General features: G+C 62.6%; 17 protein-coding genes and 1 pseudogene. 9 read left to right on the top strand and 9 right to left on the bottom strand.

All coding sequences use genetic code 11. From position 1 onward, the window contains the following. Nucleotides 1–2: 2 nt before the first annotated feature. The 4 genes and pseudogenes from NKH37_RS17495 to NKH37_RS17510 all read right to left on the bottom strand — a co-directional run bounded on the left by NKH37_RS17495 (nucleotide 3) and on the right by NKH37_RS17510 (nucleotide 4,328). Nucleotides 3–1,099, bottom strand: a pseudogene (locus NKH37_RS17495) (ABC transporter ATP-binding protein). Between the two features lies 1 nt (nucleotide 1,100). Then, nucleotides 1,101–1,967 carry a carbohydrate ABC transporter permease gene (locus NKH37_RS17500; RefSeq protein WP_352590345.1) on the bottom strand — a complete coding sequence of 289 codons (867 nt, stop codon included), beginning with the start codon at nucleotides 1,965–1,967 and terminating at the stop codon, nucleotides 1,101–1,103. A gap of 2 nt (nucleotides 1,968–1,969) precedes the next feature. Beyond that, the gene (locus tag NKH37_RS17505) at nucleotides 1,970–2,866 is read right to left on the bottom strand and encodes a carbohydrate ABC transporter permease (RefSeq protein ID WP_353041248.1); all 897 of its coding nucleotides are present in this window, start codon (nucleotides 2,864–2,866) and stop codon (nucleotides 1,970–1,972) included. Between the two features lie 142 nt (nucleotides 2,867–3,008). After that, on the bottom strand, nucleotides 3,009–4,328 hold the full coding sequence (locus NKH37_RS17510; protein WP_352715849.1) for a type 2 periplasmic-binding domain-containing protein: 1,320 nt from the start codon (nucleotides 4,326–4,328) through the stop codon (nucleotides 3,009–3,011). A gap of 158 nt (nucleotides 4,329–4,486) precedes the next feature. Between NKH37_RS17510 and NKH37_RS17515 the strand changes: the two genes are divergently transcribed. Both NKH37_RS17515 and NKH37_RS17520 read left to right on the top strand, forming a co-directional pair. After that, nucleotides 4,487–5,275, top strand: coding sequence for an IclR family transcriptional regulator (locus NKH37_RS17515; protein WP_352502210.1), 789 nt, complete (start codon nucleotides 4,487–4,489; stop codon nucleotides 5,273–5,275). A gap of 67 nt (nucleotides 5,276–5,342) precedes the next feature. Next, nucleotides 5,343–6,179 (top strand): amidohydrolase family protein, encoded by an 837-nt coding sequence (locus NKH37_RS17520; protein WP_352590340.1) that lies wholly within the window; start codon nucleotides 5,343–5,345, stop codon nucleotides 6,177–6,179. Between the two features lie 219 nt (nucleotides 6,180–6,398). Here NKH37_RS17520 and NKH37_RS17525 read toward each other — a convergent pair whose 3' ends face one another. The 3 genes from NKH37_RS17525 to NKH37_RS17535 are packed head-to-tail and all read right to left on the bottom strand — an operon-like array spanning nucleotide 6,399 to nucleotide 9,277. Next, nucleotides 6,399–7,541: an extracellular solute-binding protein gene (locus NKH37_RS17525; RefSeq protein ID WP_352590494.1), complete on the bottom strand. Its 1,143-nt coding sequence runs from the start codon at nucleotides 7,539–7,541 to the stop codon at nucleotides 6,399–6,401. Nucleotides 7,542–7,561: 20 nt separating this feature from the next. Further along, entirely contained in the window at nucleotides 7,562–8,722 is a 1,161-nt protein-coding gene (locus tag NKH37_RS17530) for a CaiB/BaiF CoA transferase family protein (RefSeq protein ID WP_352590337.1), read from the bottom strand. A 3-nt stretch (nucleotides 8,723–8,725) separates the two neighbouring features. After that, complete coding sequence (locus NKH37_RS17535; protein ID WP_352590334.1) at nucleotides 8,726–9,277, bottom strand: MaoC family dehydratase; 552 nt, start codon at nucleotides 9,275–9,277, stop codon at nucleotides 8,726–8,728. Between the two features lie 189 nt (nucleotides 9,278–9,466). Here NKH37_RS17535 and NKH37_RS17540 point away from each other — a divergent pair, with 189 nt between their 5' ends. Further along, the gene (locus tag NKH37_RS17540) at nucleotides 9,467–10,564 is read left to right on the top strand and encodes a lactonase family protein (protein WP_352845819.1); all 1,098 of its coding nucleotides are present in this window, start codon (nucleotides 9,467–9,469) and stop codon (nucleotides 10,562–10,564) included. Nucleotides 10,565–10,571: 7 nt separating this feature from the next. Here the strand turns inward: NKH37_RS17540 and NKH37_RS17545 are convergent, their stop codons facing one another. Then, nucleotides 10,572–11,285 (bottom strand): GntR family transcriptional regulator, encoded by a 714-nt coding sequence (locus tag NKH37_RS17545; protein ID WP_352845821.1) that lies wholly within the window; start codon nucleotides 11,283–11,285, stop codon nucleotides 10,572–10,574. A gap of 258 nt (nucleotides 11,286–11,543) precedes the next feature. On the opposite strand from NKH37_RS17545, the gene NKH37_RS17550 reads away from it, so the two are divergent. The 6 genes from NKH37_RS17550 to NKH37_RS17575 all read left to right on the top strand — a co-directional run bounded on the left by NKH37_RS17550 (nucleotide 11,544) and on the right by NKH37_RS17575 (nucleotide 17,475). Continuing rightward, the gene (locus NKH37_RS17550) at nucleotides 11,544–12,632 is read left to right on the top strand and encodes an ABC transporter ATP-binding protein (RefSeq protein ID WP_352547462.1); all 1,089 of its coding nucleotides are present in this window, start codon (nucleotides 11,544–11,546) and stop codon (nucleotides 12,630–12,632) included. A gap of 36 nt (nucleotides 12,633–12,668) precedes the next feature. Further along, complete coding sequence (locus tag NKH37_RS17555) at nucleotides 12,669–13,958, top strand: ABC transporter substrate-binding protein (protein ID WP_023716671.1); 1,290 nt, start codon at nucleotides 12,669–12,671, stop codon at nucleotides 13,956–13,958. 197 nt (nucleotides 13,959–14,155) lie between these two features. Continuing rightward, nucleotides 14,156–15,067, top strand: a complete 912-nt coding sequence (locus tag NKH37_RS17560) for an ABC transporter permease (protein ID WP_352482763.1) — start codon at nucleotides 14,156–14,158, stop codon at nucleotides 15,065–15,067. 4 nt (nucleotides 15,068–15,071) lie between these two features. Continuing rightward, nucleotides 15,072–15,890: an ABC transporter permease gene (locus tag NKH37_RS17565; RefSeq protein ID WP_023716673.1), complete on the top strand. Its 819-nt coding sequence runs from the start codon at nucleotides 15,072–15,074 to the stop codon at nucleotides 15,888–15,890. Between the two features lie 2 nt (nucleotides 15,891–15,892). After that, nucleotides 15,893–16,633 (top strand): aspartate/glutamate racemase family protein, encoded by a 741-nt coding sequence (locus tag NKH37_RS17570; protein ID WP_023716674.1) that lies wholly within the window; start codon nucleotides 15,893–15,895, stop codon nucleotides 16,631–16,633. A 5-nt stretch (nucleotides 16,634–16,638) separates the two neighbouring features. After that, a complete protein-coding gene (locus tag NKH37_RS17575; RefSeq protein ID WP_352482761.1) occupies nucleotides 16,639–17,475 on the top strand; it encodes a GNAT family N-acetyltransferase in 837 nt (278 codons plus the stop codon). 51 nt (nucleotides 17,476–17,526) lie between these two features. Here the strand turns inward: NKH37_RS17575 and NKH37_RS17580 are convergent, their stop codons facing one another. Further along, nucleotides 17,527–17,673, bottom strand: a complete 147-nt coding sequence (locus NKH37_RS17580) for a hypothetical protein (RefSeq protein WP_352465989.1) — start codon at nucleotides 17,671–17,673, stop codon at nucleotides 17,527–17,529. Nucleotides 17,674–17,742: the final 69 nt, after the last annotated feature.

Here is a 17,742-nt window from a genome sequence, read left to right on the forward strand (position 1 = left end):
TTTTAACCTCGCAATGTCTTGCCCGTTTCAGCAGAAAACAGATGGGCCTGCGACAGGTCCAGGCTCATCTTGACCCGGTCGCCGGCTTTGAGCGGCTTTGGATTGAGCATCCGTGATACCCAGTCGCTGCCGTTGAATTCGGCGAACACCAGCGTCTCATTGCCGAGCGGCTCGGTGACGGTCACCGGCAACTCGACCTGGTGGACGTCGACATCTTCGCCGGAGCTGATGCCGTGTCCGGTCGGATAGATGTCGTCGGGCCTGAGGCCGAACACGACCTTGTCGCCGGTTTCGACATTGGCTTTGAACTGGCTGGGCAGAGGCAGCTTCTCGCCGCTGGCGAACAGCAGCTGTCCGTCGTCGACAACCGCCTCATGCAGGTTCATCGGTGGCGAGCCGATGAAGCCCGCGACGAAGCGTGTCTGCGGCCGGCGGAACACCTCGTCGGGTGTGCCGACCTGCTCGATAAAACCGTCACGCATGATGACGATGCGGTCCGCCAATGTCATCGCTTCGACCTGGTCATGGGTGACGTAGATCACCGTCGACTTGACCTTGGCGTGCAGCTTCTTGATCTCGGTGCGCATCTGCGTCCGAAGCTTGGCGTCGAGATTGGAAAGTGGCTCGTCGAACAGGAAGACATCGGGATCGCGCACGATGGCGCGGCCCATGGCCACGCGCTGGCGCTGTCCGCCGGACAGCTGCGACGGCCGGCGGTCGAGCAATTGGTCGAGGCCGAGAATGCCGGACGCTTCGGCGACGCGACGGTCCATTTCTTCTTTCGCGGCGCCCGCGATCTTGAGCGAGAAGCCGAGGTTTTCGCGCACCGTCATATGCGGATAGAGCGCGTAGGACTGGAACACCATCGAGATGTTGCGCGAGCGCGGCGGCAGGTCGTTGACCATGCGGCCGCCGATCTCAATGACGCCGTCGCTGATCGCCTCGAGGCCGGCGATCATGCGCAGGGTTGTCGACTGCCGCAACCGGACGGCCCGACCAGCGCGATGAACTCGCGGTCGGCGACCTCGAGATCGATGCCGTGCACCACCGCCACCGGGCCGTAGCTTTTGGTGAGATTCTTGAGCGATACGGTTGCCATGTCAGCCTTTCACCGCGCCGGAAGTGAGGCCGCCGACGAGGTGTTTCTGGACGATGAAGGTAAGCGTGAGCGCCGGTATGACCATGACCACGGCGAGCGCGCACATGCCGCGCCAGTCGATGGTGAATTCGGCCGTATAGTCGAGCAGGCCAACCGGCAGGGTCTTGGAGTTAATCGAGCGTGTCAGCTGCGAGGCCAGCGCGAACTCGTTCCACGAGGTGAGGAAGGCAAAGATTCCGGCCGAGGCGATGCCGGGCCCGGCGAGCGGAAACTCGACCTGCCAGAAGGCCTGCCAGCGCGTGCAGCCGTCGATCTGCGCCGCCTCGGCAAGGTCTTTCGGTACCTGGCGGAAAAAGCCGTCGATCAGCCAGATGGTGAAGGGCACATTGAGCGCGACATAGACCAGGATCAGCCCGAAATGCGTGTCGATGATGCCGAGCCGCGCAAAGACGAAGAACAGCGGCAGCGACAGCGCAATGCCGGGCACCGTGCGCGTCAGCATCAGGCCAAGGAACATCGCCGATTTGGCGCGGAAGCGATAGCGCGCAAAGGCATAGCCGCCGGCCATGCCGATGACGATGGCGATCAGCGTCGAGGTCACCGAGATGATCAGCGAATTGCGGAAGTAGTCGAGCACCGGAATGCCGCCCTGGCCGACGCCGCTGAACATCGCGACGTAGGCATCGAGCGAGAGTTGCTGCGGAATCCACACCGGCGGCTTGGCCATGATCTCGACAGTCGGCCGCAGCGACGACAGCACGATCCAGATGCCGGGCAGGCAGATGACCAGCATGGCCAGGAACAGCCCGATGCCATGGACGATCCGAAGCGCTTTGTTGCCGGCGCGATGCAGGCTGTTCTGGTCCATCCTCACCACTCCGCCGCGATCTGCGTGCGCGCCGCGGCGAGCTTGCGGTAGAAATAGACGGTGAACAGGATCGACAGCAGGATCGAGAAATAGGCCATGGCATTGGCCATGCCCATTCTGGCATCGCCATAGGCGGTGCGGGCGACCAGCGTCCAGACCAGCTCGGTGCGGCCGGCAGGGCCGCCGTCGGTCATGATCTTGACGATGTCGTAGGCGCGCGCGACGTCGAGCGAGCGGATGGTCATGGCGATGAAGGCAAACGGCATGATGAACGGCCAGGTGACATAGCGGAATGTCTGCCATGGCGTGCAGCCGTCGACGCGGGCCGCCTCGACCGGTTCGCGCGGCATCGCCAGCAGCCCGGCTAGGATGAAGATCGCGAACACCGAAGTCGACGACCAGATCTCGGCGGTCAGGATGGCGATGAAGGCGAGATTGCCGTCGATCAGCCACGGGATGGCGCGATCGGTCAGGCCGAGCGCCTGCAGGGCGTTGTTCACCAGGCCGATATTGTCGTTGAACATGAATTTGAACTGGAAGCCGACGAGGATCGGCGAAAACATCATCGGAAACATCATGATGGTGCGCAGGACCCGCTGGCCGCGCGAGGCTTTTTCCACCAGCAGGGCCAGCCCGAGACCGATCAGCATTTCCAGGTTGAGCGCCACCGTCAGCAGCACCACGGTACGGGCAAAGGCGATCCAGAAATCGCGGCTGGTCAGGATCGTGACGTAGTTGCGGGCGCCGATGAAGACCCAGAACGTCTCAGGCCTGGTCAGCCGGAACGGCGTGAAGCTGGAGTAGAGCGACAGCAGCAACGGCACCACCACCACGGCCGCCAGCACGATCACCGCCGGCAGCAGGAGCAGCAATGGTGGCGAGGGTCTCCAGCCTTTCATGGCGATCCGGTTCTGGTTGGTGCCCGGACACCGAAGCCCGCCATCGGCGAGCTGGGATCAAGACAAAGCGGGTTGCGCATGGTTCGAAAAAAGTTCGGGGGCGCCGCTCTTCAATGAGCGCGGCGCCCCCTTGGGAGAATGGTCAAAGCTTGCCGGCGTCCTCGAGGATCTGGGTGGCCTTGGCGGCAGCGTCGTCCAGCGCCTGCTTGGAGGTCTTGTCGCCAAGGATGGCGGCCTGCAATTCGGGATAGACGGCGTTGGAGATTTCGATCCATTCAGGTGTCTGCGGCACGGCGAAAGCGTGCTTTGCCTCTTCCTGGAAAGCCGCCAGCACTTCCTTCTTGTAAGGATCGTTTGCCGCCTGCTGGATGTCCCAGTCCCACACCGCCGTGCGGGTCGGCAGAGGTCCGCTTGCCGCCTCGAGCTTCTGGCTGTCCTCATTGGTCAGGAACCAGACCAGCGAAGCGGCCGCTTCCTTGCTGGCGCAGTTTTCGGTGACCGAAAACCCGTGGTGCCCCGACCAGCCGGTGCGAATGCCGGCCGATCCCTTCGGCGCCACCTTCACGCCGACATTGCCGGCGACCTTCGACGACTTCGGATCGTTGAAGAAGCCTGCCCAGCCAGGCCAATCGAGGTTGATGGCGACCGTGCCCGAGGCAAAACCCTGGCCGAGATCGTCCCACAGATAGTTGGTGGTGCCGGCCGGCACCGCCTTGGCCTTGTAGAGATTGACGAACCAGTCGAGCGCGTGCACGCCGGCCTCCGAGTTGAAAGCGGGCCTGCCGTCCTTGTCGAGGTACTCGCCGCCGTCGGCGATGAGCATCTCGTAAAAACGGCCGTTGATCGCCTCTTCCTTGCCGGCGAACTGGGTGCCATAGAAATCGGGCGGGCTGGCGAAGAATTCCGCCTGCTGGGCGACCTCGTCCCAGGTGTCGGGCGGTGTCAGTTCCTTGCCGTACTTGGCCTTGTAGGCGGCCTTCTTGGCTTCATCCTGATAGAGGCTCTTCTGGTAATAGAGCGCCGAGACATCGAACTGCGCGCGCGGCAGCATTACCAGCTTGCCGTCGAGCGTCGAGGCCTTGATCGTCGACGGCACGAAGGCGTCGATCTCCTCCTTCGGCAGCAGCTTGTTCAGGTCGGTGTAGATATCAGGATATTGCGGCGCGAAGGACGAGTGGTTCGAGCCGACGCACCAGTTGATGCTGCCGGAGGCGATGTCCGACTTGATCTCCTTGTCGAGCTCGAAGTGGTTCTTCTTCGAGATCACGTTGACCTTGGCGCCGGTCAGTTTTTCCCATTCGCCGATCCGCGCGTAGAGCCCTTCATATTGCTGGCCGCCGATCAGCTTGGCGTCGATGGTGACGCCGTCAAATTTGCCGGGCAGTTCGGCAGCAAGGGCAGCACTAGCACCAAACGCGAGTAGCGTTACGCCGGCCGACAGGCCGCAAAACAGTTTCGTCATTGGTATCCTCCCAAAGAGCCTGCATCGATCGCGTAGCGAGGTCGATCGGCAGCTTCATTCATATACAAACAAAACATTTATAGGATCGTCAAGCCGAAAGTTCTTTCGGAAGCAAGGCTGTTGCGTATATGAAAAGTGAAATTCACTGGAGAGGCGCAATGGCAGAGGACGAGGAAGACGACCGGTATCGAGCCCCGGCGCTGGACAAGGGGCTCGACATCCTCGAGCTGCTGGCCGGCGTCGACGGCGGCCTGACGCAGGCGGAAATCGCCAAGAAACTCGACCGCAGCCCGAATGAGTTCTACCGCATGCTGGATCGGCTGGTGCGTCGCGGCTACGTCACGCGGCCGGATGGCGACCGTTATTCGCTGACGCTCAAGCTGTTTGGCCTGGCGCAGCTGCACGCGCCGGTGCGCCGGCTGGTTTCCTATGCGACGCCGCTGATGCGCGAACTGGCCGAAACCACACAGCAGGCAAACCAGCTCGTCGTCTTCGATCGCGGCTCCGCCGTGGTCATTGCCCAGCAGGAAGCGCCGGATTACTGGGGCATCTCCATCCGCGTCGGCTCGCATATCAGCCTGTTCGACACCGGGTCCGGCCATGTGCTGCTGGCGTTCCGCCCGCCGGAAGAGCGGCAGATGATGATTTCCGAACATCTGCGCAGCACCGACAAGCCACCGCAATCGCCAGAGTTTTTCGCTCGCCTCGATCAGATCCGGGAACGCGGCTACGAGATGATGGCGTCGATGCAGACGGCCGGCGTGTTCAACCTGTCGACACCCGTTCTCGGCTCGGACGGCAAGGCAATCGCCGCACTGTCGATCCCCTACATAACCCTGGTCAACGCACCCAAGGCGCCCGACATCACCAGGACGATAGAGCTGCTGCTGGCAGCGACCGAAAAGCTGTCGCAACTGGCGGGATCGACTGTCAAGCAATCGCGATGAATTCTTATTTGAATGAAGAATTTCTCCGTGAGATGATCTCGAAGTCGCCAAGGAGGAGCGCGCCGCCATGATCTTCGACACCCATCTGCACCTGATCGACCAGTCCGCCCTGCGCTATCCATGGCTGGCCGGCGTGCCGGCGCTCAACCGCGATTTCCCCTACGACGAATATGCAGTCCAGGCCCGTCGCGCTGGCATCGACGGCGCGTTCCATATGGAGGTCGATGTCGATCCAGCCGATATCGAGGCCGAAACCGGCCATGTCAAAGCGCTCTCGCGGCAAAAGGGCAGTTTGCTGAGGGGAGCGATTGCCTCCTGCCGTCCGGAGGAGCCCGGCTTTGCCGCTTATTTGGAAACGCAGCGCGCAGATCCTTTCGTCAAGGGCTTTCGCCGTGTGCTGCACGTCATGCCCGATGAGCTGTCGGAGGGCGCGCTGTTCCGCGAAAACATCAAGCGGCTAGCCGGCAGCGGCCTGACCTTCGATCTTGTCGTTCTGCCGCACCAGATCCCCAAGGCGATCGCACTCGCCGATCTCGCGCCGGATGTGCAGTTCGTGCTCGACCATTGCGGCGTGCCCGACATCAAGGGCGGTGCCGAGCACCCCTGGCGCGAGCATATGGCGGAGATCGCGCGGCGCCCGAACGTCGTCGGCAAAATTTCCGGTGTGGTCGCCTATGCGGATGCCGGATCCTGGACTGTCGATACGCTGCGTTCCTATGTCGAGCACACCATCGCATGCTTCGGCTGGGAACGCGTCGTCTGGGGCAGCGACTGGCCGGTCTGCACGCTTGGCGGCGGGCTTGCGACCTGGATTGCGGCAACGCACGCGCTGCTTGCCGGCACCAGCATCGATGAACGGCAAAAGCTGCTCTCCGGCAACGCCAAGCGGCTGTGGAGTTTGTAAGCAGCTTCAGATCGTCGCCGACACGTGCCGCTCGCGGCCGTAGAGCGAAACCAGGAGCACGATGACCAGGCCAAGTGCCGCCTGCACGGTCGAGGGCCGGAAGCCGAGGCCGATCAGGACACGTCCTGTGCGCAGGCTATGGTCGTGACCGATGCAAGTGCGGTTGCGGCCATAAGGCCGCGGATCAGGCTGTTCATGTTCTCCTCCGTTCGGTTGTTTTCAGGCTCCTCCGCCGGCAACGCCGGACACCTGCGTCGAAAGGCTTTCCCGAAACAGGCGATTGAGATCGGCAACGACGCGAGCGGCATTGTGCCTTTCGCTCAGGCCGAGATTGATGCGATCTGACGCCGCCTGCTGGAAGGACATGTAGCCGTCGTGCCGCGGCCTGACCCAGGCACCTTCGAGCGTGGCTCGGGTGTCCTTGTAGAAATTGCCGGTGGCAGCGTTGACGGCGGCATCCTCCCAGGCTGCCGCATGGCCGGGCTGGCCGCCGGCCGAGGCGTAAGGGCCGCGCTGCACGTCACCGCTGGCGATCCAGTAGGCGAAGTCGATGGCCGCCTGCCTGGCCTTCGAAAAAGCTGACACCGCAATGCCGGTCCCGCCGAGCGCCGAGCCTTTGGGGCCGGCATTGCCCGCGGCCGGGATATCCGCGAAAGCCAGGCGGTTGGGTCGAAACCCGGCGATGGCATAGGAGACATAGCCATAGATCAGCGGTGCACAGGCGATCCGTGATCCCGATCCGGCCATTTGCTCCAGAACCGCGATCGGATCCATGCCAAGGCATGCCGGATCGACGAGGGCCGCGATCTCGCGCATCATCCCGAAAACCTGCTTGCCCGTTGCCGGATCCACATGGTCGCCGGGGCCTTCGCCGGCGGGCCGGCCGAGATTGCCGGCAAGCGTGTAGAACACCATCAGCGCATGCGGCGGCCTGAGCGGCAACAGCACGTGGCCTTGCCGGGCCAGATCGAGCGCATCGGCCCAGTTCGCCGTTGCAGCCGAAAGCATGTCCGGCCGCCAGGCCTCCACCTGGCTGGCCGCGTCGATCGGAAACGCCCACTGCCTGCCTTGCCAGTTGTAGCTCGGATAGGACCGGCCGACGCTGCCCGTCGCAAGTGCTGCACGTTCGGCGTCCCGGCCGGCCGCATCGAGCGGCGTCAAACAATTCTCGGCGGTGATCTGGCCGACATGCGGATGGTCGATGACGATCAGATCATAGGCACGGGCCAATTCCTCGACCGGGAAGGATTCGAAATCCTGCAGCGAGCGCTTGTCCCATTCGATGGCGACGCCGGTGCGTTCCGTCCACAGCGCCGAACAGGCGACCATCGGATCATAGCCGCGCGGATGGCTCCAGGTCATGCCTTTGAGCGTCACGTCGCTCACAGCCCGAACTCCTCGCGGATTTTTGCGCTGTGCTCGCCGATGCGTGGCGCGGCCCGCTCGACCTTGGCGCGGATGCCGTCGACCCTGAGCGGCGAGCGCGTGGTGAGGATCGAAACGTCATCCTCGCGCGTCACCGTCTGCAGCATGTCGAGAACCTGGAAGCCTTCGCTGGCCATCATTTCCGGCCAGGTCAAAACCTTGGCGCACCAGATGTCGGCGGGCTCGAGGATGCCGAGCCACTCATCCACCGTCCTGGTCGCGATTTTTTGCGCGATGATCGCCTTGATCTCGTCGCGGGCGGTGAACCAGGTCGACGGCTGATCGCGGTAGGGCGCAAGCTCTTCGAGGCCCAGAAGATCGGCCAGCTTCGATATCGGCGTCATGGCGATCGCCAGATAACCGTCCTTGGCCGGATAGACGCCGTAGGGCGCCGACAGATAGGCATGGGCGCTGCGGAAAGATGACCGCCGCGGCAGCCGGCGTCCGTCATTGAGATGCGTCGTCAGCACCTCGAACTGGAAGTCGACCAGTGCTTCGAGCAGGCTGGTCTCGACATGGCTGCCCTTGCCGGTCACGCCGCGCCGCACCAGTGCGGCAAGGATGCCTTGCGCGGCGGCGGAGCCGGCCAGCATGTCGGCAATGGCCAGCCCGAAGGGCACCGGCCCCTGGTCCTCGTCGCCGTTCAGCCACATCACGCCGGAGCGGGCCTGCGCCAGCAGATCCTGACCGGGCCGCTTGACCCAGGGGCCTTCCTCGCCATAGCCGCTGATCGAGGCATAGACCAGGCGCGGATTAATCTTGCGCACCGCCTCGTAATCGAAGCCCAGGCGTTCGATGACGCCGGGCCTGAAATTCTGGATCAGCACGTCGGCCTTGGCCAGCAGGCCGCGCAGCGCCGCAAGATCGGCCTCGTCCTTCAAGTCGATGGCAAGGCTTTCCTTGGCGCGGTTGATGGCATGAAAAATGGTGGAATCGCCACCGATCTCGGTGTCGCTGAGATAAAGCCGGCGCGACAGGTCGCCGCCATCCGGCCGTTCTATCTTGATGACGCGGGCGCCGAGGTCGAGCAGTCTAAGTGAACAGTAAGGCCCGGACAGGAACTGGCTCATATCGACGACGATGAGCCCGGTCAGCGGCAGTTCGGCAATGGCCGCCATTGCCTATCTCTCCGTCTTGCCGGCGAAATCGGCCGGATTGCGGTACTTCACCGTCTGCAGGTGCTCGCAATAAAGCACGAGCTCGCCTTCGCCCTTGAAGACTTCATAGCTGGCGCGGATCAGCCCCATTTCCTTGTATTTCGGCTTCTTGTCGAGGTTGGAGCGGATCGAATAAATCGTGTCGCCGATGAACACCGGCTTGATGAAGCGCAATTTGTCGTAGCCATACGAAAAGGCGTTGATGCAATTGGTGGCGACGAGCCCGAGCCCGGCCGAGAACACGAAGGCGCCGGCGACCAGCCGCTTGCCGAAGATGCCTTCCGTTTCGGCGAACATCTGGTCCTGCACGTATGGATGGATGTCGAGCACCAGCGTATTGAAGAGATGGCTGTCGCCCTCGGCAATGGTCCGGCGCAGCGAACGGATCTTCTGGCCGACCGGCCAGTCTTCGTAGAACCAGTTCTCCGCGTTCCAGACGGGAAGGTCGGCGTGTTCCTTCGGCATGTTGGCGGGGTGTGTCGATGCCACGCCCACGGTTGGCGCGAAACCGCTCATGACGACTTTCCCGGGCAGCGGGAATCGTCCATCAGGGCGCGCCGCAGACCAGCGAAATGCATGATCGATCCTCCCGTCAATCTTCTTTTGTGAATAGTATTTTCACATATGGGGTTGTGTTGCAAGCGAGTCTCGGCGAAATTTTGCTGCGATCCGCGGCGGCCAACGCCGGCGGAACAGGAGGAAATGATGCAGAATGCCTGTCTGTTTTTCGTCGGCAGCCTCAATCGCGACGCCCCATATTTTCAGGGCGCGCGCGGCGTCGGGCTGGGCGTCTATAGTTTCGACGAGGGGGCGCTGGAGACGAAGAAACTGGCCGAGACGGGAGGCATCGACAATCCGACCTTCCTGTCGGTGACGCCGGATGGCTCCTACATCTACGCCAATTCCGAAGTGTTCACCTGGCGCGAAGGCGTGGTCTCGGCCTACCGTTTCGACAGGCAGGCCGCCACGCTGTCCTACATCAATAAGCAGCCGACGCTGGGCAGCATAACGGCGCACAACACCATCACGCGCGACCGGACGAAGCTATTGGTCGCCAATTACGGCATGGGCGAGGGTGGCCCCGATCGCTCGGTCGTGGTCTTCGGGCTGCGCGACGATGGCGGCCTGACCGCGCCATTGTCGAGCGTCGCCCATAGCGGGACCGGACCAGACCTCGCACGCCAGGAGCGGCCGCATGCCCATAGCGTAACCGAGACGATTGCCGGCGGTGTTGCGATCGTCGCCGACCTCGGCATCGACCGGCTGGTGTCCTACCGCATCGGCTCAGACGGCAGCCTGACCAAACTGGCCGAGTCGGCGCTTGCGCCCGGCGCAGGTCCGCGCCATCTCGCGCTGCATCCGGGCGGCCGCTTCGTGTTCGTCATGAACGAACTGGATTCGACGGTCGTCTTGCTGGCGCTGGACGAAGCATCAGGCAAGCTTACAGTGGTCGACAGCAAGCCGGCTGTGCCGGCCGAGGCACGGGAGGTCAATCACTGCGCCGATATCCAGATCTCGCCCGACGGCCGCTTCCTCTATGGCTCCAACCGCGGTCATGACAGCATCGTGGTGTTTTCGATCGACCAGCAAACCGGCAGGCTTGCCCTTGTCGACTATACGCCTTGCGGCGGTGCCACGCCGCGCAATCTGGCACTGACGCCCTCGGGCGGCCATCTGTTCTCGGCCAACCAGAATGCCGACCGCATCTCGATTTTCGCCCGTGATGCCGCAACCGGCCGGCTGACCGACACCGGCCGATCTATCGGCATCGGCACGCCGATGTGCGTGAGGATCGTGCGTTGACGCGATCTCAGAACTCGAGCGCCTGCCTGAGTGCCGGGCCGCTCCTGACGCGCAAATCGAGGTCGGCCTCGATATGGTCGATGTGGTGCAGCATCAGCGCGCTGGCGCGTTCGGCATTGCCATTTTCCAGCGCATCGAGGATCTGCGTGTGCTCGTTGTGGCCGCAGCTCGAGATACCCGAGCGGCCATAGAGCGCGATCACCAGAGATGAACGAGCGACCAATTCCTCCATGAAGCGCTGCAGGATGACGTTTCCCGCGACCGACGCCAGAAGCAGGTGAAAATCCCCCGACGCCTTGATCTCCGATCGCCTTGCGTTCGGTCCGCGTTCGGCGATGAAACGGCCCTCTTCATCGAGCTGGGCCTTGAACGCAACGACATGCGCCGGCGTCATCCGCCCGGCGGCGGCAATCGCGATGCCGGGTTCGATCAGCCGGCGCGAAGCAAAGACCTGCCGCGCTTCCTCCGGCGACGGATTGGCGACGAAGGCGCCGCGATTGCGCTCGGTGCGCACCAATCCCTCGAAGGAAAGCATCTGCAGTGCGGCGCGAGCCACGGTGCGGCTGACATCGAACAGCGTGCCGACTTCGCCTTCGGAAAGCTTGGTTCCGGGCGCCAGCCGGCGATCGACGATCGCGTCGCGCAACTGGTCGCGGATCGCCTGCGCGCGATCCTCGTTGGCGGCCTCGATAGCAGGGAAAGTCTGGTCGGCAATGTTCATGGCGGTGATCCTGCGTACTTCTACCCTGAATCGCATCGCTTGGACGAGAGACAAAGTGAATACAGGGATGAAAAAGATTGCATGCGATTTTTGCGAGGATCGGCGGCGATCGCCTATAATTTGTGCATTGCACAAGGATGCCATATCGGCAGCCATGTCGATGCAGCCCTGATTTCTTCGAGGATTCAGTCGGTTGGTGCGGCGGCGCGGAACTGGCACGCATGATGCTTTGGCTAATCCGACCAAAGGGGAAGCTGGATGTCCAAAGCCGCCGAAATCGACATTGTGTCCGTTTCGAAAGTCTATGGCGCGACGACTGCCGTCGAAGGCATCAGCCTGAAAATCCCTGCGGGAACCTATTGCTGCCTGCTCGGTCCGTCCGGCTGTGGCAAGACCTCGACGCTGCGCATGATCGCCGGGCACGAGAGCATATCGAGCGGCGATGTGCGGCTCGGCAACACAGTGGTCACCGACCTGCCGCCGGCCAGGCGCGGCACTGCCATGATGTTCCAATCCTACGCGCTGTTTCCGCATCTCGACCTGATCGACAATGTCGCGTTCAGCCTGAAGATGAAAGGCGTCGGCAAGGAGGAGCGCCGCGCCAAGGCACTCGACATGCTGAAGCTGATGCAGATGGAGGCATATGCCAGCCGCCGTCCGGCGCAGCTTTCGGGCGGCCAGCAGCAGCGCGTTGCTCTTGCGCGCGCACTGATCACCGATCCCGAGGCGCTGTTGCTCGACGAACCGCTTTCGGCGCTCGATCCGTTCCTGAAGATCCGCATGCGGGCCGAACTGAAGAAGCTGCAGACGTCGCTCGGCATCACTTTCGTCCACGTCACCCACAGCCAGGAAGAGGCGATGGCGCTGGCCGACCTGATCGTGGTCATGAACGACGGCCGTATCGAGCAGGCGGCGCACCCTCGCACGGTGTTCGAGCGGCCGGCCACGGCCTTCGTCGCTCGTTTCATGGGCGACCACAATGTCATCTCCGGCCGCGTCACCGGTAGTCGTGACGGCATGGTTGTTTTCGATGTGCCCGGCGGTGTCACGCTCGCCGCCAGCGGGCAGGGCAGGGCGACCGGGGAGCCCATCGACATCGCCATTCGCACCGACCACGTGCGGATCGGCGAGCCGCCGGCGGCGGGGCTCGGCTTCACCGGCATCGTTTCAAACGTCGAGTACCGCGGTTCGACCGTGAAGCTCTCGGTCAATGGCGCGGGCATCGAGGATTTCACGGTGATCGTCGACGACACCAGCTTCTTCGCCAGCCCGGTTGCCGTCGGCGACGCAGTGCCGATCGCCTGGGACGCCGAGGACGCGATCGTCCTTGGCCGTCTCGATTCCTGAAATCCAGCATAACCAACCAAAACAGGGGAACTGAACATGACCAACACCACAGACAAGAAGACTGGAATATCGCGTCGCTCGCTGCTCAAGACAGGCGCCGCCGCCGTCGGTTTTGCCGCCGGTTCCGGCGCCATATCAGGCTTTCCGACCATCTGGGCGCAATCGAACATCACGTTGCGCCAGTTCGGCACCGGCGTGTCCAACCTCAATGCCATCGCCGACAAGTGCAAGGCGGATCTCGGCATCACGCTGGAGATGACGGCAACCGATTCCGATGCCGCCGCCCAGCGCGCGGTAACGCAACCCGACAGCTACGACATCGCCGATATCGAATACTGGATCTGCAAGAAGGTGTTTCCGACAGGCGTCCTGCAGCCGATGGATGTCACCAAGCTGAAATACTACGACGAGCTCGTGCCGCTGTTCAAAACCGGCAAGCTGACGCCGGACAGCGTCATCGCCCAGGGCACCGCGCCGCACACGGTCGGTTACGTCGAGGCGCAGGACAGCAAGGTATTCGCCAAGGCGCCGACCAATTGGTTCACCATGGTGCCGACGATCTACAATGCCGATACGCTCGGCATCCGCCCCGACCTCGTCGGCCGTGACATCACCACCTGGGCCGACATCATGGATCCGGCCTTCAAGGGCAAGACAGCCATCCTCAACATCCCGTCGATCGGCATCATGGATGCGGCGATGATCATGGAAGCCACTGGCAATATCAAATATGCCGACAAGGGCAACATGACCAAGGAGGAGATCGACAAGACGATCGATTTCCTCATCAAGGCCAAGCAGGACGGCCAGTTCCGTGCCTTCTGGAAGTCCTTCGACGAAAGCGTCAACCTGATGGCTTCAGGCGAAGTGGTGATCCAGTCGATGTGGTCGCCGGCCGTGGCCGCGGTCCGCTCCAAGGGCATCGCGTGCCGGTTCCAGCCGCTCAAGGAAGGCTACCGGTCCTGGGGTGGCGGGCTTGGCCTGGCAGCCCATCTCTCCGGCGCCGAACTCGATGCCGCCTATGAATACATCAACTGGTACACGTCCGGTTGGGTGGGCGGCTACCTCAATCGCCAGGGCTACTACTCGGCCAACATGGTGTCGGCCAAGAAGTTCATGTCCGAGGACGAATGGGGCTACTGGATCGAAGGTAAGCCAGCAAAGGGCGATATCCTGTCGCCGGACGGCAAGGTCATGGAAAAGGCAGGCGCCGTGCGTGACGGCGGCTCGTTCGAAGAGCGCATGGGCAAGGTCGCCTGCTGGAACTCGGTCATGGACGAGGACCGCTATATGGTAAAGCGCTGGAACGAGTTCATCGCTGCTTGATGCCCTCTGCCTTCTCCCCTTGTGGGAGAAGGTGGATTGGCGCGCAGCGCCAAGACGGTTGAGGGGTGCTGGACGGAGCACTGTTGGTGCCAAGCTGGAACACCCCTCATCCGACCGAGCTTCGCTCGGCCACCTTCTCCCACACGGGGAGAAGGGAACACCCCTCAGTCGCATCGCCGACTTGGACCGAGAGATAGATGGCAGTAGCGCTCGAACAATCCACGCACGTTACGTCTGCGAAGCCGGCCAGACCTAGGCGCTCCTTTGCCGGCGTCGCACCCTATCTCCAGGCGGCACCGCTGGCGCTGATCCTCGGCGCGTTCCTCCTGTTGCCGATCCTGATGATCGCCGTGGTCTCATTCTGGGACTACGATTTCGCGGCGATGTATCCGGATTTCCTGACCACCAACTATGCCGACACGCTCGGCTCCTGGGTCACCTGGAAAACCTATCTGAACACGCTGAAATACGCCGCCATCGTTTGGGCGCTGACGCTGTTCATCGGTTTCTGGGTCGCCTATTTCCTCGCCTTCCACATCAGAACCACAGCCATGCAGATGGTGCTGTTCCTCGTCTGCACCGTGCCGTTCCTGACCTCCAACATCATCCGCATGATCTCGTGGATTCCAGTGCTTGGCCGCAATGGCCTGGTCAACTCGACGCTGGTGCAGATGGGGCTGATCCCGAAGCCGATCGAATGGTTGCTCTATTCCGAATTCGCCGTGGTGCTGGCCATGGTGCATCTCTATACGCTGTTCATGGTGACGCCGATCTTCAACACGCTGATGCGCATCGACAAATCGCTGATCGAGGCCGCGCGCGACGCCGGCGCTTCCGGCTGGCAGGTTCTGTGGAACGTCGTCATCCCGCTTGCCAAGCCCGGCATGGCGATCGGCACCATCTTCGTCGTCACCCTGGTGATGGCCGACTTTTCGACGGTGCAGGTGATGTCCGGCGGCCAGAGCGCCTCTGTCGCGCTGATGATGAAAAACCAGATGTCGCTGCTGCAATATCCGGCAGCCGCCGCCAACGCCGTCGTGCTGCTGGTGCTGGTGCTGTTGATGGTCGCGGGCATCCTGCGCATCGTCGATATTCGCAAGGAGCTGTGAGGCGATGAGCCACGACAAGCGCACCTTCGAATTCTACGTGCTGGCGGCCTTCTTCGCGCTTTTCGTGCTATTCCTATACGGCCCGCTTTCGGCGATCCTTATCCTGTCCTTCCAGGGCGAGAATGGCGGTCTGACGTTTCCGTTGAACGGCGTTTCGCTGCACTGGTTCGCCAATCTGTTCGAGCGCCAGGCGGTCGGCGATTTCGGCGGCAGTTTCAAACGCTCGCTCGTCCTTGGCCTGATGGTGATGATCGTCACGGTCGTCGTGTCGCTGCTTGCCGGCCTTGCCTTCCGGCAGAAATTTCGCGGCGCAACTGCCTTGTTCTATCTGGCCGTCGCCAGCCTCGTCGTGCCGTCGATCATTATCAGCCTCGGCATCGGCGTCGTCTTTCAGCAGGTCGGCTTCCGCCCCGCCTGGTACACGTCTGCTTTCGGCGCCCATCTGACCTGGACCTTGCCTTTCGGCGTGCTGATCATGTTCGCGGTCTTCAACCGGTTCTCGCCGGCCTATGAGGAAGCCGCGCGGGATCTCGGAGCATCGTCGTGGCAGACCTTCGCCCATGTCGTTCTGCCGATGATCGCGCCCAGCCTGATCGGTGTCGGCCTGTTCGGCTTCACTCTGTCATATGACGAGTTCGCCCGCACGCTGATGACCTCGGGGACCTTCAACACGCTGCCGCTCGAAATCTACGGCATGACGACGAATGTGACGACGCCGGTGCTCTATGCGCTCGGTACAGTGACGACCGTGTTTTCCTTTCTGGTGATCCTGCTGACGCTCGGCGCAATCGTCTATGTCGGCCGCCGCCGGGAGCGTGCCTGACAGTGCAGATCCTCGTCGTCAATCCAAACACCACCGCCAGCATGACCGAGACTATTGCGGCGGCGGCCCGATCGGTCGCTGGTCAATCGACGAAGATCGTTGCCGTCACCTCGACGATGGGCCCGGTTTCGATCGAAGGCTATTACGATGAAGCGCTTGCCGTACCCGGCCTGCTGGTCGAGATCGCTGCCGGCGAGCGCTCAGGCGCGCAGGCTGCGATCATCGCCTGTTTCGACGACACCGGCCTCGACGCCGCACGCGCCATGGCCAACATTCCGGTCATCGGCATTTGCGAGGCAGCGCTCAGCACGGCCTCGTTCATCGCCCAGCGCTTCACCGTCGTCACCACCACCGGACGCTCGCACGTGCCGGTCGAAGGGTTGGTGCAGCGCTATGGCATGGCGGGGCGCGCGCGCGTGCGCGCTGCCGATATCCCGGTTCTTGCCCTCGAAGATCCGGCATCCGATGCGCTCCTGAAGCTGCGCAACGAGATTGCGCGCGCCATCGACGAGGATCGCGCCGAAGCGATCGTGCTCGGCTGTGCCGGCATGGCCGACTTGGCGGCCGCGCTGCAGCGGGAATTCGGGCTTCCGGTCATCGACGGCGTCGGCGCCGCAGTCAAGCAGGCCGAGGCCTTGATAACGCTTGGCCTGACGACATCCAAGCGCGGCGCCTATGCAAGCCCATTGGCAAAGCCCTATCATGGTGCGTTGAAGTCCTTCGCGCCTGATGCCGCCGAGTGATCGCAATGCCCCGAACGATCCGAACGCTCGCACGTGAAGAAATGCAAACCCTTGTCGATTGGGCGGCGGCGGAAGGCTGGAACCCCGGCCTCAGCGACGCAGCGCTGTTCCAGACAGCCGACCCGCAGGGCTTCATCGGCGCCTTTATCGACGGCGAGATGGCGGCCGGCATTTCAGCCGTTGCCTATGGCGAGGAATTCGGCTTCATCGGCCTGTATATCTGCCGGCCGGACAGGCGTGGCCAAGGCCATGGTAAGGCCGTTTGGGATGCCGGCATGGCGCGGCTCGACAACCGCACGATCGGCCTCGACGGCGTCGTCGAACAACAGGCCAACTACCGCAGCATGGGTTTTGCGCCGGCCTACCGGACGATACGGCTCATGGGGTCGTCGAATGCCCCGGCAGCCGCCGGCAGCGACATTCGCGCCGTAGGGCCGGAACTCGTGCCGGACATACTGGACTATGACCGCCGCTTCTTTCCCGGCCCGAGGCGATCCTTCCTGGAGCACTGGCTGCGCCCGCCGCATATGGCCCATGCGATCGTCAAGCACGGCGCCATTGCAGGATATGGCGTCGCGCGCCAATGCCGGGACGGCTGCAAGATCGGCCCGCTCTTTGCCGACAGCCTGGATGCAGCGAGCCGTCTCTTCGCCGCACTCGCGCACATGTCCGGTCCCGGAAACGTCCATCTCGACGTGCCCGAGACCAGCGGGCAATTTGCAGATCTGCTGTCGTCCGCCGGCCTTCAACCCGGCTTCGAGACAGCTCGGATGTACAAGGGAAGGGCGCCGCAGCTCATGCAGTCCGGGGTTTTTGCGATAACGACGTTGGAGCTTGGCTGAAACGGTGCAAGCCGACGTCTAGCGTAAAGTCGGGCAACACGAATATCTGGTCTATTTTTCCTGAACCGAAATGCCGGAATCGTCGATACGAAGTTCCACGCCTTTCGGCTTAGTCTCCTCGCGATAAACATAGATGCCCAAGGCAATGACGGCGACGGCCAAAGCGCCGATGATGAGATAAAGATAGTTCTGCTTCATCCGCTGTCGTTAACAACATGATGTGAGCGAGTCTAGCAGTTCGGGTATCAGGACGACGGACGGACACGC

Origin of the sequence: Mesorhizobium sp. M1217 (genome assembly GCF_040318275.1) — a bacterium.
In the GTDB taxonomy this organism is placed as follows: Bacteria; Pseudomonadota; Alphaproteobacteria; order Rhizobiales; family Rhizobiaceae; genus Mesorhizobium.